At 70.4% G+C, this 15,322-nt stretch carries 14 protein-coding genes; 7 read left to right on the forward strand and 7 right to left on the reverse strand.

Annotated features, from left to right (window positions below):
* Nucleotides 1-130 precede the first annotated feature (130 nt).
* Nucleotides 131-1,513, forward strand: coding sequence for a glycine--tRNA ligase (locus tag GTY58_RS29410; RefSeq protein WP_010987037.1), 1,383 nt, complete (start codon nucleotides 131-133; stop codon nucleotides 1,511-1,513).
* Between the two features lie 110 nt (nucleotides 1,514-1,623).
* Here the strand turns inward: GTY58_RS29410 and GTY58_RS29415 are convergent, their stop codons facing one another.
* Nucleotides 1,624-2,676, reverse strand: a complete 1,053-nt coding sequence (locus GTY58_RS29415) for a chitinase (protein ID WP_010987038.1) — start codon at nucleotides 2,674-2,676, stop codon at nucleotides 1,624-1,626.
* Between the two features lie 236 nt (nucleotides 2,677-2,912).
* Here GTY58_RS29415 and GTY58_RS29420 point away from each other — a divergent pair, with 236 nt between their 5' ends.
* Nucleotides 2,913-3,929 (forward strand): aldo/keto reductase, encoded by a 1,017-nt coding sequence (locus GTY58_RS29420; RefSeq protein ID WP_010987039.1) that lies wholly within the window; start codon nucleotides 2,913-2,915, stop codon nucleotides 3,927-3,929.
* 26 nt (nucleotides 3,930-3,955) lie between these two features.
* Complete coding sequence (locus GTY58_RS29425; RefSeq protein WP_010987040.1) at nucleotides 3,956-4,543, forward strand: TetR family transcriptional regulator; 588 nt, start codon at nucleotides 3,956-3,958, stop codon at nucleotides 4,541-4,543.
* Between the two features lie 59 nt (nucleotides 4,544-4,602).
* Here GTY58_RS29425 and GTY58_RS29430 read toward each other — a convergent pair whose 3' ends face one another.
* Nucleotides 4,603-5,427: an SAM-dependent methyltransferase gene (locus GTY58_RS29430; RefSeq protein WP_010987041.1), complete on the reverse strand. Its 825-nt coding sequence runs from the start codon at nucleotides 5,425-5,427 to the stop codon at nucleotides 4,603-4,605.
* Nucleotides 5,428-5,988: 561 nt separating this feature from the next.
* Between GTY58_RS29430 and GTY58_RS29435 the strand changes: the two genes are divergently transcribed.
* Both GTY58_RS29435 and GTY58_RS29440 read left to right on the forward strand, forming a co-directional pair.
* Nucleotides 5,989-6,837, forward strand: a complete 849-nt coding sequence (locus GTY58_RS29435; RefSeq protein WP_010987042.1) for a hypothetical protein — start codon at nucleotides 5,989-5,991, stop codon at nucleotides 6,835-6,837.
* A 436-nt stretch (nucleotides 6,838-7,273) separates the two neighbouring features.
* Nucleotides 7,274-8,872 carry a hypothetical protein gene (locus GTY58_RS29440; RefSeq protein ID WP_137951725.1) on the forward strand — a complete coding sequence of 533 codons (1,599 nt, stop codon included), beginning with the start codon at nucleotides 7,274-7,276 and terminating at the stop codon, nucleotides 8,870-8,872.
* Nucleotides 8,873-9,037: 165 nt separating this feature from the next.
* On the opposite strand, the gene GTY58_RS29445 is transcribed toward GTY58_RS29440, so the two are convergent.
* The 3 genes from GTY58_RS29445 to GTY58_RS29455 all read right to left on the reverse strand — a co-directional run bounded on the left by GTY58_RS29445 (nucleotide 9,038) and on the right by GTY58_RS29455 (nucleotide 10,477).
* Nucleotides 9,038-9,493 (reverse strand): VOC family protein, encoded by a 456-nt coding sequence (locus tag GTY58_RS29445; RefSeq protein WP_010987044.1) that lies wholly within the window; start codon nucleotides 9,491-9,493, stop codon nucleotides 9,038-9,040.
* 93 nt (nucleotides 9,494-9,586) lie between these two features.
* A complete protein-coding gene (locus GTY58_RS29450; RefSeq protein ID WP_037645474.1) occupies nucleotides 9,587-9,793 on the reverse strand; it encodes a hypothetical protein in 207 nt (68 codons plus the stop codon).
* A gap of 174 nt (nucleotides 9,794-9,967) precedes the next feature.
* A complete protein-coding gene (locus tag GTY58_RS29455) occupies nucleotides 9,968-10,477 on the reverse strand; it encodes a MarR family transcriptional regulator (protein ID WP_010987046.1) in 510 nt (169 codons plus the stop codon).
* A 106-nt stretch (nucleotides 10,478-10,583) separates the two neighbouring features.
* On the opposite strand from GTY58_RS29455, the gene GTY58_RS29460 reads away from it, so the two are divergent.
* Complete coding sequence (locus tag GTY58_RS29460; RefSeq protein ID WP_010987047.1) at nucleotides 10,584-11,375, forward strand: LLM class flavin-dependent oxidoreductase; 792 nt, start codon at nucleotides 10,584-10,586, stop codon at nucleotides 11,373-11,375.
* Here GTY58_RS29460 and GTY58_RS29465 read toward each other — a convergent pair.
* Complete coding sequence (locus tag GTY58_RS29465) at nucleotides 11,372-12,799, reverse strand: MFS transporter (protein WP_010987048.1); 1,428 nt, start codon at nucleotides 12,797-12,799, stop codon at nucleotides 11,372-11,374. The two genes, GTY58_RS29460 and GTY58_RS29465, sit on opposite strands and share 4 nt — an antisense overlap.
* A 101-nt stretch (nucleotides 12,800-12,900) precedes the next feature.
* On the opposite strand from GTY58_RS29465, the gene GTY58_RS29470 reads away from it, so the two are divergent.
* Complete coding sequence (locus GTY58_RS29470; protein WP_237528906.1) at nucleotides 12,901-13,860, forward strand: helix-turn-helix transcriptional regulator; 960 nt, start codon at nucleotides 12,901-12,903, stop codon at nucleotides 13,858-13,860.
* A 7-nt stretch (nucleotides 13,861-13,867) separates the two neighbouring features.
* Here the strand turns inward: GTY58_RS29470 and GTY58_RS29475 are convergent, their stop codons facing one another.
* Nucleotides 13,868-15,313, reverse strand: a complete 1,446-nt coding sequence (locus GTY58_RS29475; protein WP_010987050.1) for an MFS transporter — start codon at nucleotides 15,311-15,313, stop codon at nucleotides 13,868-13,870.
* Between the last annotated feature and the right edge of the window lie 9 nt (nucleotides 15,314-15,322).

Genomic DNA, 15,322 nt, shown 5'->3' on the forward strand with positions numbered 1-15,322 from the left:
AACAAAACTGGAAACGATTGTCAACAAGGCTTCTGTCCCGGATGGTGACCCCAACCGATTTGATACGGGGGTGGGCGGCGCCGGTAACCTGAAGCATTCGCTGCCGTCCGTTCGTAATGAAGAGAGCACCGTGGCCGCCGACAAGATCGACACCATCGTCAGCCTGAGCAAGCGCCGTGGCTTCGTTTTCCCCTGTAGTGAGATCTACGGTGGCCAGAAGGCCGCCTGGGACTACGGCCCGCTCGGCGTCGAGCTCAAGGAGAACATCAAGCGCCAGTGGTGGCGTTACATGGTCACCTCCCGTGAGGACGTCGTCGGTATCGACTCGTCGGTGATCCTTGCGACCGAGGTCTGGGTCGCGTCGGGGCACGTCGCCACCTTCTCCGACCCGCTCACCGAGTGCACCTCCTGCCACAAGCGCTACCGCGCCGACCACCTGGAGGAGGCCTACGAGGCGAAGCACAACCGCTCCCCGGAGAACGGCCTCGCCGACATCAACTGCCCCAACTGCGGCAACAAGGGCCAGTTCACCGAGCCCAAGCAGTTCTCGGGTCTGCTCTCCACGCACCTCGGCCCCACGCAGGACAGCGGCTCCGTCGCCTACCTGCGCCCCGAGACCGCGCAGGGCATCTTCACCAACTTCGCCCAGGTCCAGCAGACCTCGCGCCGCAAGCCGCCGTTCGGCATCGCGCAGATGGGCAAGTCCTTCCGCAACGAGATCACGCCCGGCAACTTCATCTTCCGCACCCGCGAGTTCGAGCAGATGGAGATGGAGTTCTTCGTCAAGCCGGGCGAGGACGAGAAGTGGCAGGAGTTCTGGATGCAGGAGCGCTGGAACTGGTACACCGGCCTCGGTCTCCGTGAGGAGAACATGCGCTGGTACGACCACCCGGCCGAGAAGCTCTCGCACTACTCCAAGCGCACCGCCGACATCGAGTACCGCTTCCAGTTCGGCGGCAACGAGTGGGGCGAGCTGGAGGGTGTCGCCAACCGCACGGACTACGACCTGTCCGCGCACGCCAAGGCCTCCGGCCAGGACCTCTCCTACTTCGACCAGGAGGCCGGCGAGCGCTGGACTCCGTACGTCATCGAGCCCGCCGCCGGTGTCGGCCGCGCGATGCTCGCGTTCCTGCTGGACGCGTACGTCGAGGACGAGGCGCCGAACGCCAAGGGCAAGATGGAGAAGCGCACGGTGCTGCGCCTCGACCCGCGGCTGTCCCCGGTGAAGGTCGCGGTGCTGCCGCTCTCCCGCAACCCGGAGCTGTCCCCGAAGGCCAAGGGCCTCGCCACCGCGCTGCGCCAGCACTGGAACATCGAGTTCGACGACGCGGGCGCCATCGGCCGCCGCTACCGCCGCCAGGACGAGATCGGCACGCCGTTCTGCGTCACGGTCGACTTCGACACGCTCGACGACAACGCGGTGACGGTCCGCGAGCGTGACTCGATGAAGCAGGAGCGGGTCTCTCTCGACCAGATCGAGGGCTACCTCGCCGCGCGCCTGATCGGCTGCTGACCTCCGTTCCGGCGCGAAAGCCCCCGGTTTCCCGTGAGTACGGGAAACCGGGGGCTTTCGCATGGGAGGTCAACGGCGTTGCAAGCCCTTGTGACGGCCTCGCGGGGGCTTCAACGGCCTTGCAGCGCCTTCACGTTGTCGCCGAACGTCCAGTTCTTCGAGCCGTCCCAGTTGATCGACCAGGTCATCAGGCCCTTGAGGCCGCTGCCGTAGTGCCGCCAGGCCTGGGAGACGAGGCTCGGTGACATATAGCCGCCTCCGGCGCCCGACTGGGCGGGCAGACCCGGGACCTGCTTGTCGTACGGCACCCTGACGGTGGTGCCCTGGACGACCAGCCCCTTGTTCAGGCAGTCGGTCTGGGCGGTGAAGCCCTGCACGGTGCCGGCGGAGTACGAGTCGCCGGAGCAGCCGTACATGCTGCCGTTGTAGTACTGCATGTTCAGCCACCACAGGCGGCCGTTGTCGGCGTACTTCTTGACGATCGGCAGGTACGCGCCCCAGATCGAGCCGTAGGCGACGCTGCCGCCGGTGACGTACGCGGTCTCCGGGGCCATGGTCAGCCCGAAGTTGGACGGCATCTGGCCCAGCACCCCGTCGATGATGCGGATCAAGTTGGCCTGCGAGGCGGAGAGTTGGCCGATGTTGCCGCTGCCGACGAGACCCGTCTCGATGTCGATGTCGATGCCGTCGAAGTTGTACTTCTTCAGGAGGGGGACGATCGTCGCGACGAACCTGTCGGCGACGGCGGACGAGCTGAGGTCGATCCCGGCCGCAGCCCCGCCGATGGACAGCAGGATCGTCTGCCCGGACGCCTTGGCCTGGCACATCTCGGCCGGCGTCGCGACCTTCACGCCCGTGTCCATGCCGTCCTCCCACAGCGCGGTGCCGTCGGAGCGGATGACCGGGAACGCGGCGTTGATCACGTTGTAGCCGTGCGCGGCGATACGGGAGTCGGTGATCGGGGTCCAGCCGAAGGGCGGGTGCACTCCGTTGGAAGAGCCGTCCCAGTTCTCCCAGTAGCCCTGGAGAACCTTGCCGGACGGGCGGGACTTCACGGCGCAGGTGTCGGCCGCCGATGCGGTGGGGGCGGTGGCGATCGACAGTGGGGTCAGGACGGCTGCGGTCAGCGCGACGGCGAGCAGGCGCAGCTTCCGACGGATCATTCGGGCCTCCCGGTGGGGGTGCGGTGAGGTGTCGTAGGCATGACACTGCTCTTGGTCCAGACCTTTCGTCAATAGGTCTGGACCAGAGGGGCAGGGCGTCCGGTCTCGAGTGGCAGGTGAGAGGTAACAGATGACAGCTGACAGATATTGAAATCTGTCAGCTGTCATGGCAGGGTGGATGACACGACAGCCCACCCGGCGACCCCCCTCCCGCCGGGAAACCCCAAGGAGCCCTCATGCGCACCCGCCCCCTCGGATCCACCGGCCCCCAGGTCTCCGCCCTCGGCCTCGGCTGCATGGGCATGTCCTCGTTGTACGGCGAGGCCGACCGGGCCGAGTCCGTCGCCACGATCCACGCCGCCCTCGAAGCGGGCGTGACCCTGCTCGACACCGGTGACTTCTACGCCATGGGCCACAACGAGATGCTGATCGGCGAGGCGCTCCGCACGGCGCCCGCCGGCCTGCGCGAACAGGCTCTGACCAGCGTCAAGTTCGGCGCGCTGCGCGGCCCGGACGGCAACTGGATCGGATACGACGGCCGCCCCGCCGCCGTGCAGAACTTCGCCGCGTACTCGCTCCAGCGCCTCGGCGTGGACCACATCGACGTCTACCGGATCGCCCGGGTCGACCCCGACGTACCGATCGAGGAGACGGTCGGCGCGATCGCCGAGCTGGTGGAGAAGGGATACGTGAAGCACATCGGCCTGAGCGAGGTCGGCGCCGAGACGATCCGCCGAGCCGCGGCCACCGCCCCGATCTCGGACGTCCAGATCGAGTACTCCCTCATCTCCCGCGGTATCGAGGACCGCATCCTGCCCACCACCCGGGAACTGGGCATCGCCATAACCGCGTACGGCGTCCTCTCCCGCGGTCTGATCTCCGGCCACTTCACCCGCGACCGGCAGCTGGCCGCGACGGACTTCCGCGCCTTCTCGCCCCGCTTCCAGGGGGAGAACCTGGACCACAACCTCACTCTGGTCGAGGCGCTGCGGAAGATCGCCGAGCAGAAGGGCGTCAGTGTCGCGCAGCTCGCCATCGCCTGGGTGCTGTCGCGGGGCCAGCGGCACAACACGGACATCGTGCCGCTGATCGGGGCCCGTACCCGGGAGCGGCTGTCGGAGGCGCTGGGCGCGCTGGAGGTGACGCTGGACGACGCCGACCTGAACGCGATCGAGGCGGCCGTACCGGCGGACTCCGCCGCGGGCGAGCGCTACCCGCAGGCGCAGATGGCGCACCTCGACAGCGAGCGCTGACGGCAGCGCCGGGTACGGTCGTCGTCATGGCACCGAGTACCGAGACCCTGACCGCCGAGCGCATCCTCGAAGCGACCGAGGAGGTGCTGCGCCGCCACGGTCCGGCGAAGGCCACGGTGGTGGACGTGGCCCGCGCGCTCGGCGTCAGCCACGGGAGTGTGTACCGCCACTTCCGTACGAAGGCCGCACTGCGGGAGGCGGTGACCCAGCGCTGGCTGGACCGTACGGCCAAGGCGCTGTCGGGCATCGTCGCGGAGGACCGTGATCCGCAGGAGCGGCTGCTGGACTGGTTCTCGGCGCTGTTCGCCGCCAAGCGCCACAAGGCGGGCGACGACCCGGAGCTGTTCGCCACCTTCATGGTGCTGACCGGTGAGAGCAGTGGGGTCGTCGACGACCACATAGCGGACCTGACCGGCCAGATCGCCGCGATCGTCCGCGACGGTGTGGCCCGTGGCACGTTCGCGGCGTCCGACCCGGTGGTCGCGGCCCGCGCCCTCTTCCAGGCCACGGGCCGCTTCCACGACCCGTGCTACGCCCGGGAGTGGGAACAGCCCGGCATCGAGGCCGAGTTCGACGCGCTCCTGGAGCTGGTACTGCGGGGGCTGCGGGCCTGACCGGCCGGCTCCCCGGCGGTGCGACCGTCAGGGATTGCGGCCTGCTACCAGGGATCGCGTCAGGGCTTGCGGGCGAGGCCGCCGTGCTGACCGATCGGGGCGGGGGCGGGGGCGTCGGCCCCGGATTCCTCCGGACGCCACAGCGGTACGGAGACGACGCCCGGCTCCACGAGTTCCAGGCCGTCGAAGAACGCCTCGATCCGCGCCACCGGCCGCAGGAAGTACGGGACCGCGCCGGTCTCGTTGTAGCCGTCCTGGGCTCGCTCGTAGTCCGGGTCGGTCCCCCGGGAGCCGTCGTTGACGGACAGATAGCTGCCGGAGGGCAGGCCGTCCAGCAGGCGCCGGACGATGGAGCGTGCCTCGTCGTAGTCCGGGACGTGCCCCAGGATGCCGCTGAGGATGAGGGCGGTCGGACGGGTGAGGTCCAGCGTCTCGGCGGCGGCCGCCAGGATGCGGTCGGGCTCGTACAGACTGACGTCCACGTACGAGGTCGCCCCCTGCGGGGTGGAGCGGAGCAGGGCGCGGGCGTGCGCGAGGATCATCGGGTCGTTGTCGACGTAGACGATCCTGGACTCCGGCGCGATTCCCTGGGCGACCTCGTGGGTGTTGTCCACGGTCGGCAGCCCCGTCCCGACGTCCAGGAACTGCCGGATGCCCGCCTCGGCGACCAGATGGCGGATGCTGCGGCGCAGGAAGGCGCGGCTGCTGCGGGCGATGGTCACGATGCCGGGGTACACGGCGCTGTAGGCGTCGCCGGCCGCCTCGTCCACCGCGTAGTTGTCCTTGCCGCCCAGCCAGTAGTTCCAGATCCGGGCCGAGTGCGGCACCGAGGTGTCGAACTCCGGCCGCGCCTGCGCGCCGGGAGCGGTCGTGTGGTCGGTCATGGGGCGGGGTCTCCTCGGCCGGGGCGATGACGGTGGTGACTGCGGTCGGCTTCCAACGTAGAGCCCAACGTCCGCCGCACGCAGGACAGTTCCTGGGGCCTGATGCCGCCGTTGTGATCCGGCGGTCGTGTTCATTGGGCCATGCGGGGCTCCGGAGACTTGTCGGCGTGACGTGGGTTTTCGGGTCTCGTTGAGTGACTGGCCCCCTGTTCCTGCCGAACGAGGAGAGCGGAGTGCGCGGACCGGCGGCGGCTCGGCAGAGGCCGTGGCGACGGGCAGTGATACGAACCCCGAGCAGCCCCGGGACCGACGTCGTCGACCCGGGGGGGGGCGAAAGGCCGACTCGGCCGCAGCGTCTCCTCACCGAAGCGACGGGTAGCCCCCCGGGGCCGCCCGAACCCCTCCCTCGGGCGGCCCGCCATCACATGGACATGGACGGACCATGACTTTTCGACCGGCCGGGCGTTACCCGCCCATGACGAGTGCTCCGGCCACGCGCGGCCGGAGCACTCGTCATGGCGGGTAACGCAGGCCCGACGGACACCGACAAGGAGAGCTGGCATGGGACAGCGAGGACGGCACGCGGCGCCCAGGGCAGGAATGCAGAGAGTCCGCCGGGTGGCGGCCGTGGTGCTTGCCGCCGGTGCACTGGCATCCGCCGGCACCAGTGCCGCGTTTGCCGACATGCTCGAAGACATCCCCCTGAGCGGTGAGCAGAACATCGACCAGGTCGGGGCGCAGAACCTGGCCTGCGGCAACTCCGCCCGGCTGGTCAGGCTCAACGTCGCGCAGATCGAGCACCGCGACCGCGTCTGCACCGATGACGACGGCCACACCGGCCACAACAGCGCCCACGCCGGCGGGGCCCGGGCCGAGGGGGGTACCACGCTGGGCCCGCAGGGCAACACCGCTCAGACGGGCAAGCAGAACCTCGCCTGCGGCAACTCCGCCGACCTGGTCACCGTCAACGTGACCGGGGACATGTACTGGGACACCACCTGCGTGGTCACCGACGACGGCCATCACCACCACGGCGGCCACCAGCAGGGTGCGCACGCCGAGGGGGCCCGGGCCGTGGGTGGCACCAGCGTGGGGCCGCAGGCCAACACCGCCCAGACCGGTCGGCAGAACCTCTACTGCGGCAACTCCGCCGACGCCCTCACCGTCAACGTGATGGGCACCATCAGCAAGCACACCACGTGCGCCGCCGCCGACCGCTCCTCCCACGGTTCCGGCGACACCGACCACGGTCGGGCCTCGGTCCTGCCCGGCCAGGCGGTCGGCCCGGAGGCCAACGCCGCCCAGAACGGCAACCAGAACCAGACCTGCGGCAACCCCGGTACCGGCGTGGACGTCCCCCTCGGCCGGACCACACGCCAGACCAGCTGCACCGTCCACGCAGGTGCCTGATCAACCCGTACCGGCTCCCTGAGCCACGCACCCTGGCGTACGCCGCTTTCCGCCACTTCGCCGCTGAGCCGAGGCGTGCGTCGAGGACCTCGGTCGGCAGGCGGAACTCGCCGTGTTATGGGGGTAATTCCACTACCGTCCGAGTTAATCCGGACAAGGACCCCGTGTCCGTCTTGTCCTTTCGGCGTTGCCTGGTGAGTGACGGCCGTCGTACGGGCCGTCGAGGAGATCAACTGAGCTGGGAGGCGTCGTGCGCGCGGGAAAAGCCAGGTGCGTAGCGGTTGCGGTGGCCGTCGTTGGCGGAGTGATGTCGGTGGCCTGCGGGCCGGCCGGTGCGGACACTCCTGGAGCCAGGGCGGAGGGAGGAAGCGGCACGGGGGATGTGTTTCAGACGAACGTCGCGCAGGAGGGGCGTCAGAACAACCACTGTTCCAACGTGACCGGTGACGAGACGGTGGATCTGACCGGCGGGCGGCTGCAGGGGCGCTGCGTGACCGAGGACGGCTCCTTCAATGGGTTCTCCAAGGTGCACACCGGTCCCGCCGACGCCAAGGGCGGGGGCGGGACCACCCGGCTCGCCCAGCAGAACGTCGCGCAGCGTGGCCGCCAGAACAACGACTGCGCCAGCCGGAACACGTTTTCGCTGACGGCGAGCGGTGACAAGATCCAAAGTAACTGTGCCGACGAAGACACCTCCGTCAGCGACCACACGTACTCCCAGGGGCGCGGGGCCTCCGCCGAGGGCCGCTCGGGCGGGAACTTCGACCAGCAGAACGTCGCCCAGGCAGGTCGGCAGAACAACATCTGCGACAGCCCCGACTATGTGTTCCCCGACCTGACGGGCAGCCGGTTCGACACCGACTGCACGAACAAGGACGCCTCGGTGAGCCGGCACACCTCGGACAAGAGCGGTGGCGCCCAGGCCCGTGGGGCACAGGCAGGCTCCTCCGAGGTGCAGGACATCGCCCAGGAAGGCCGGCAGAACAACTTCTGCGCCAACCCCAACTCCACGGACGCCGACCCGGTGTCGGACAGCCGTGTCGACGCCGACTGCGCGAACAAGGACGCCTCGCTGAGCGAGAAAACCCGGCACAAGGGCGGTGGCGCCCAGGCCAAGGGAGGAGCTCTGGCCCAGGAGCAGCAGAACATCGCCCAGGAAGGCCGGCAGAACAACAGCTGCGCCAACCCCAACGTCTCCACTCTCGACCTCAGCGGTGCGCGGACCGACACCGACTGCGTGAACAAGGACGTCTCCCGCACCAAGCACAGTCTGGTCAAGGGCGGCCCGGCCCGCGCCGAGGGCGGTTCCGGCGAAGACGTGTTCCAGCAGAACATCGCGCAGGAAGGCCGCCAGAACAACGCCTGCGACAACGCCAACGACTCGGACATCACCGCGACTGGTGGGCGGTCCAAGAACCGGTGCGCCACGGTCGATGGCTCCAAGAACCGCCACACCGTGGAGACCAGCCGTGGCGCCGCGGCCGTGGGAGGCTCCGGCGTTGCGGACCTGTCCCAGCAGAACATCGCGCAGTCCGGTCGGCAGAACAACGCCTGCGCCAACGCCAACGACTCGGACATCACCGCGACTGGTGGGCGGTCCAAGAACCGGTGCGCCACGGTCGATGGCTCCAAGAACCGCCACACCGTGGAGACCAGCCGTGGTGCCGAGGCCGTGGGAGGCCCCAGTGCGGCGGACCTGTCCCAGCAGAACATCGCCCAGGAAGGCCGGCAGAACAACGCCTGCGCCAACCACAACGGCCTGAACGCGGACGTCACCGGTGCCCGCCAGGACACGGCGTGCGTGACGGTGGACCGCTCCGTGAACGCGGGCACGAAGAAGTCCAGCGGCGGTGCGAGCGTTGAAGGCGGCTCCAGCGTGGCGGACCTGTTCCAGCAGAACATCGCCCAGGAAGGCCGGCAGAACAACGCCTGCGGCAACACCAACAACCTCACCCTCACCGCCAACGGCGGCAGCACTCAGAACCAGTGCGTCGCCGTCGACCGTTCCGTCAACATCGGGACGCAGGAGGACTGAACTCCTCGGTGAGCTCGCACGTCTGGGGCGGCACCGAGCCCTCGGGCAGGGTGGCCGTCCACCCGCCCGCGGACCCGGCGCCGCCCCAGACGTGTCCGCGCCCCCTCGCCAGGTCGCCGGTCGCCCACGGCCACTGAGGCACATCGCACCTGCTCGTCCAGGTGACTAGGCGACGCAGAACTCGTTGCCCTCCGGGTCCCGCATGATCCACCAGTGTCCCGCCGGTCCCTGGTCCACCTCGCGCAGACGGTCGGCGCCCAGGGACTCCAGACGCGCGACGAGTGCGTCCCGGCCGCCCGGTTCGGCGTGGACGTCCAGGTGCAGACGGTTCTTCACCGTCTTGGCCTCGGGGACGTCCTGGAAGAGGATGCGCCGGCCCTGGCCGATGCCGGTCGCCTTCTCGTGCGGGTCCTGCGGGTGGCGGATGGCCGCGAAGCCGCGGAAGACGCGGCGGCCGTCGTGCTCCGTGACCGCCGCCTCGGGGAGCCGGCCCGTCGCCAGCAGGCCGGCGATCAGGTCGCTGTTGTCCTCCACCTCGTACTCGAGGGCCGCCGCCCAGAAGTCCGCCAGGGAGAGGGCGTCCTGCGTGTCGATGACCAGTTTCCAATGGAGTGCTGTCATGTCATCGGTTATATCTCGTGTACGTCGACGCCTCGCCGTGCCGGGGAACGGCGGGCGCGGGCACGGGCCCTGGCATGGACCCGGGTGCCGGGCTCACGCCCCCGTCGGGTCCACCGTCGCCTGATGGGCCTCCGCGAGGTGTTCCTCCGCCTTCAGCCACGGCAGGAACTGCGCCCCCTGGCGCCAGCCGCATGTGCCACACCTGATCACGCGCTGCACCCCCGCCCGCTGGACGTGCACGATGTGCACGCGTCCGTGCTGGTCCCAGCGGCTGACCTTGCTCGTGTTGATCTGCGGCATGACGCCTCCAGCGTCCAGGAACACCTGTCTGCGATCCGGTCCGATGCCTGCCCGCACATCCGTCCGTACTGTCCGTCCGTACTGTCCGCGTGCGCTGCCCGTCCGCTCGCGCAGCAAGGAGTGTGCAGCATCGGAAAGATCAACGGGGTTAATTGCGCGGCGAGTTGACCGCCGTCACGGTGTGCTCATCGCCTGTTGCGCCGCGTCGTCCCGCGTGACGATGCGCCGCATCAGGCCGATCAGGGTGTCCCGTTCCGTCTCCGTCAGCGCGTCGAGGAACTCGGTCTGGGAGCGGCCGGCGAGCGCCTTCAGCTCGCCCAGCCGCTCCGTTCCCTCCGAGGTGAGGGCGACCCGCTGGCGGCGGCGGTCGCGCGGGTCGCGTTCACGGCGTACGAGCCGCTGCGTCTCGACCTGGTCGAGGTAACCGACCAGATGGCTGCGGTTGAGGCCGAGGCGGTCGGCCAGTTCGTGCTGGGGGAGCGGGCCGAAGTCGCCGAGCCCCACCAGTACCGCGAAGTGCGGGAGCCGCAGGTCGTACTCCTTGAGCGCCTCGACCAGCGCCCGGTGTCCGATCCGGGCGACATGGCCCGCGAGATAGGAGGGGAGTGCGAGGAGCGTGGGCGGGCGCAGGGGGGTGAAGTCTGCTTCTTCGGATTTCTCGGATTCTTCGGGCTTCACTGCCATGCCGTGACCCTACCCTCGACGTAATCGTGTCGTCATGTAATGATTTCGTGGCGACCCGACATGGGGCGGCTCGACCGCCCGATCCCGGCCGGCGCAAGGACCTCCCATGCCCGACTACGGTCACGACCTCCTCTTCGGCGCCGTCCTCACCCCCGACGCCCAGAACCCGCGCGCGGTGCTGGAGTCGGCGCGGCTCGCCGACCGCTCGGGACTCGACCTCGTCAGCGTCCCCGACCATCCGTACCGGCCGGACTTCCTGGACGCCTGGACCCTGTTGTCCGTCATCGCGGCGCACACCGAACGCGTACGGGTCTTCCCGAACGTCGCCAATCTGCCGCTGCGGCCCCCGGCCGGCCTCGCCCGCGCCGCCGCCGCGCTCGACGTCCTCAGCGGCGGCCGGGTGGAGCTGGGGCTCGGCGCCGGGGGTTACTGGGACGCCATCGCCGGTGAGGGACAGCCCCGGCGTACCCCCGGCGAGGCGGTCGAGGCGCTGGCCGAGGCGATCGACGTGATCCGCGCCCTGTGGGCGAGCGGGGGCGCCGGCGCGACCGTCGACGGAACGCACTACCGGCTCGACGGGGCCCGGCCCGGACCGCCCGCCGCGCATCCCCTCGGGATCTGGGTCGGCGCCCTGGGCCCCCGCATGCTCCGGCTCATCGGGCGCACCGCCGACGGATGGCTGCCCAGCGCCACCCGGGTGCCGCCCGCCGAACTCGCCGTGGGGCAGCGGATCGTGGACGAAGCGGCCATCGCCGCGGGACGGGATCCACGGGCGGTGCGTCGCCTCTACAACCTGCCGGGACCGGTACCGGCCGAGCCGCTCGCCGAACTCACCCCCGCGGTTCGCGCGGGAAGTCGTCCCGGAGGTGAGGGAGTTGGTGGCCCGAGGCCGCGCTAGCTGATCGAGCGCGGCAGACGCAGGCTCAGCGCCGTCGTCAGTGCCACCCCGGCCAGCTGGACCAGGAGCGTCGTCACCAGCGCGTCCCGCATGCCCCAGCCGGGCACCAGGGCCAGGAAGAGCGAGCCGAGCGTCGCCACGCCCAGCGCCAGCCCCGACTGCTGGGTGGTGATCATCACGCCGCCGCCCACGCCCGCCCGGGTCGGCGGCACCTCGGACAGGATGATCCGGAAGAGGACGGGCAGCTGGAGCGCCTGGCCCGCGCCCGCCACCGCCGCACCCGGCAGCAGCTCCAGCACGCCCAGGTCCGGCCAGGACCGCAGGGCGGCCAGGACGATCAGGGTCACCCCGACCGCCTGGATCAGGCCGCCCGCGGTCACCACCCGGGTGCCGTACCGGGCCACCAGCCGCGGCCCGCACAGCGAGACGGCGAAGAACACCACCGCCATCGGCGCGAGGGCGAGCCCAGCCGGGACCGGACCCAGTCCGGCGCCACGCTGCAACGCCACCGCGATCACGAACATGAACCCGCTGAAGCCGATGGAGAACGGCACGATCATCACCAGACCGCGCCGCAGAGACGTCAGGGCGAACAGGCTCGGCGGGACGAGCGGCGTACGCCCCTGCCGGTCCGCCCGGCGCTCCACCGCGTAGAACGCCCACGCCGCGAACGGGAACGCGGCCAGCGCCGGCCAGGTCCACAGCGGCCAGCCCGCCGCCCGGCCCTCGGTCAGCGGCACCAGCAGGGTCAGCAGCGACACGGCCAGGAGCACCGTGCCCGGGCCGTCCACCGGCTCCGGGCGCTGCGAGCGGGTCTCCGGGACGGCACGGGCGGCCAGGAACAGACCGACGACCACCACCGGCACGTTCACCAGGAACACGGAGCGCCAGCCGGTGCCCGCGATGTCCGCGGCCACGAGGACGCCGCCGAGGATCTGGCCCGCCACCATGGACAGCCCGGCGGTCGCGCCGTACAGGCCCATGGCCTTGGCGCGGCGCGGCCCCTCGGTCGCGGACTGGATGGTGGCGAGCACCTGCGGCAGCATCGCCGCGGCCGCCGCGCCCTGGGCGACACGCGCCGCGACGAGGGTCCACGCGCTCGGCGCGAGGCCGCACGCCAGCGAGGTCAGACCGAACGCCGCCATGCCGCCGAGGAAGAACTCACGGCGCCCGAAGAGGTCGCCGAGCCGGCCGCCGAGGACCAGCAGAACGGCGTACGAGACTCCGTACCCGGCTACGACGAGTTCGAGGACGGTCTCGCTCGCGTGCAGGTCGCGGCCGATGGTCGGCAGGGCCACGTTGACGATGAAGAAGTCGATGAGGGGCAGTGCCGCACCGAGCAGCACCGTGAAGAGTCCGAGTCCGCCGAGCACGGGCGGTGCCACCGGGGAGCGAGTGGTGGGTGAGGTGAGAGTTTCGGTCACGTTCATCAGCCTCTGCCCACTCTCAGGCTGGTACCAGAGTCTCCTTATCCTGGTAGAAGGACTACCTGGAAACAGGGTCCGGCGGGCGGCAGGCTGGAGGCATGGCGACCATGGTGCGGGAGACGGCGGTGCGGGCGACGGCGGTGCAGGCGACGGCGGTGCGGGCGGCCGAGGAGCGGGCCCGCGCGACGCAGGACACCCCGCGGGCACAGCACACGCGGGAGGCGGCGATCCGGCGGCATGAACTGGCCGCCTTCCTGCGCCACCGGCGCGAGCACATCACCCCCGAGCAGGTCGGCCTGCCCCGGGGCCGTCGGCGGCGCACCCCGGGTCTGCGCCGGGAGGAGGTCGCGCAGCTCTCCGCGGTCGGCGTCACCTGGTACACCTGGCTGGAACAGGCCCGGGACATCCAGGTCTCGGTGCAGGTGCTCGACGCGCTGGCCCGCACCCTGCTCCTCGACTCCAGCGAGCGCGCCCACCTGTTCAACCTGGCCGGCACGGCCGACCCCGAGCCCGGCGCGAACTGCCCGTCGGTCACCGACGCCCAGCGTGCCCTGCTGGAACAGCTGGAGCCGATTCCGGCGTGCATCCAGAACAGCCGGTACGACATCCTCGCCTACAACCGGACCTACGGGCTGCTGCTGTGCGACCTCGACGCCATCGCGCCGGTGGACCGCAACTGCATGCTGCTGTGCTACACGAACGCGGACTGGCAGGCGTCCATCGTCCGACTGGACGACACGATGCGGCTCATGGCCGCCAAGTTCCGCGCCTCCATGGCCGACCATCTCGCCGAGCCCGCCTGGAAGATGCTGCTCAAGCGGCTGAGCGGCGAGTCCCCGGAGTTCCGGGAGGCCTGGGAGCGGCACGAGGTGGTGAGCGCGCGCAGCAAGCTCAAGCAGTTCCGCAACGCCCACGTCGGGCTGCTCTCGCTGAACCACACGGACCTGTGGCTGGGTCCGCACAACGGCCCGCGCATGGTGACCTACGCCCCCGCCGACGAGGAGTCGCGCCGGGGGCTGGAGAAGCTTCAGGAGATCGCGGTGGCCCGGGAGGGCTGAGCCGCGCTCACGCGTTCACCCCCGCCTCGTCCCGTACCTCCGTCGACTCCAGGCGTTGTGCCGTGCGGCGGGCCGTGGCCCTGGCCCAGGCGCCGCTCGACAGTGCGCCGAGGACGAGTACCGACAGACCGCAGCCCGCGATGATCCACCAGCCGGGCCGGGCCGCCGACTCGAAGACCTGTCGGTACGGGCCCGTCCGCACCCCCGACGCCAGCACCGCGCCGACCACGGCGACGCCGAGCGTGCCGCCGATCTGACGGCTGGTCGAGGCGATCGCGGCGGCGACCCCGGCCTGGGCACGCGGCATGCCGGAGACGGCGGTGTTGGTGATGGGGGCGTTCACGAAGCCGAAGCCGACGCCGAAGAGGACGTAGCCGATCACCAGCGTGACGTCGGAGGTCTCCGCCTCGAACGCGGCGAAGAGCACCCCGCTCGCGGTCATCGCGATCCCGGCCGTCAGGAGGGAGAAGCGCGGGCCGCGGCTGCCGACGAGGCGGCCCGACAGCGGTGCGCAGACGAAGCACATGACCGCCATGGGGAGCATCCACAGGCCGGCGTGCAGCGCGGACAGACCGCGCACGTTCTGGAGGTACAGCGTGGAGAGGAAGAGGAAGCCGCTGAGCGCCGCGAACGCGCTGATCGCGACCACCGTCGCCCCGCTGAACGGGACGGAGCGGAAGAAGCGCAGGTCGATGAGGGGTTCGGCGCGCCGGGGCTCGTACCACAGGAGGGCGATCAGCGCGGCGAGCGCGGTGCCGCCGAAGGCGAGGATCTCGGCGGCGCCGGAGCTGGGCGCCTCGATGATCGCGTAGGTCAGGGAGCCGAGCAGGGCGATGACCAGGAGCTGGCCGACCGGGTCGGGGCGGCGGGCCTTGGGGGCACGGGACTCGGGGACGTAGCGCCAGGTGAGCAGGAGCGCGACCAGGCCCACCGGCAGGTTGATCCAGAAGATCGAGCGCCAGCCGACCGAGTCCACGAGCAGGCCGCCGACGATCGGTCCCGCGGCCATCGATATGCCGACGACGCCGCCCCAGACGCCGATCGCACGGGCGCGCTCGCGCGGCTCCGTGAAGGTGTTGGTGATGATCGACATCGCGACCGGGTTGAGCATCGAACCGCCGACCGCCTGCACCATGCGGAAGGCGACGAGCGACTCGAGGTTCGGGGCGAGGGAGCAGAGCACCGAGCCGATGGTGAAGAGCACGAGTCCCGTCCGGAAGACCCGGCGCCGTCCGATGCGGTCCGCGGTCGAGCCCGCCAGCATCAGCAGCGAGGCCAGGACCAGCGTGTACGCGTCGATCGTCCACTGGAGGCCGGCCACGCTGGCGTGCAGTTCCTTCTGCATCGAGGGCAGCGCGACGTTCAGGACGGTGTTGTCGAGGCTCACGATCAGCAGGCTGAGGCAGCAGATCGCGAGTACCAGCAGACGCCGGCGGGGACTGAGCTCGGGCATTGCTCCATC

This window comes from Streptomyces sp. SID5469 (assembly GCF_009862865.1).
GTDB classification, from domain to species: domain Bacteria; phylum Actinomycetota; class Actinomycetes; order Streptomycetales; family Streptomycetaceae; genus Streptomyces; species Streptomyces avermitilis.

What these genes read in the sequence shown, in the direction of transcription:
- GTY58_RS29415 (WP_010987038.1), bottom strand. Translation starts at nt 2,676, where the DNA reads ATGATCCGTCGGAAGCTGCGCCTGCTCGCCGTCGCGCTGACCGCAGCC.
- GTY58_RS29420 (WP_010987039.1), top strand. Translation starts at nt 2,913, where the DNA reads ATGCGCACCCGCCCCCTCGGATCCACCGGCCCCCAGGTCTCCGCCCTC.
- GTY58_RS29425 (WP_010987040.1), top strand. Translation starts at nt 3,956, where the DNA reads ATGGCACCGAGTACCGAGACCCTGACCGCCGAGCGCATCCTCGAAGCG.
- GTY58_RS29430 (WP_010987041.1), bottom strand. Translation starts at nt 5,427, where the DNA reads ATGACCGACCACACGACCGCTCCCGGCGCGCAGGCGCGGCCGGAGTTC.
- GTY58_RS29435 (WP_010987042.1), top strand. Translation starts at nt 5,989, where the DNA reads ATGGGACAGCGAGGACGGCACGCGGCGCCCAGGGCAGGAATGCAGAGA.
- GTY58_RS29445 (WP_010987044.1), bottom strand. Translation starts at nt 9,493, where the DNA reads ATGACAGCACTCCATTGGAAACTGGTCATCGACACGCAGGACGCCCTC.
- GTY58_RS29450 (WP_037645474.1), bottom strand. Translation starts at nt 9,793, where the DNA reads ATGCCGCAGATCAACACGAGCAAGGTCAGCCGCTGGGACCAGCACGGA.
- GTY58_RS29455 (WP_010987046.1), bottom strand. Translation starts at nt 10,477, where the DNA reads ATGGCAGTGAAGCCCGAAGAATCCGAGAAATCCGAAGAAGCAGACTTC.
- GTY58_RS29460 (WP_010987047.1), top strand. Translation starts at nt 10,584, where the DNA reads ATGCCCGACTACGGTCACGACCTCCTCTTCGGCGCCGTCCTCACCCCC.
- GTY58_RS29470 (WP_237528906.1), top strand. Translation starts at nt 12,901, where the DNA reads ATGGCGACCATGGTGCGGGAGACGGCGGTGCGGGCGACGGCGGTGCAG.
- GTY58_RS29475 (WP_010987050.1), bottom strand. Translation starts at nt 15,313, where the DNA reads ATGCCCGAGCTCAGTCCCCGCCGGCGTCTGCTGGTACTCGCGATCTGC.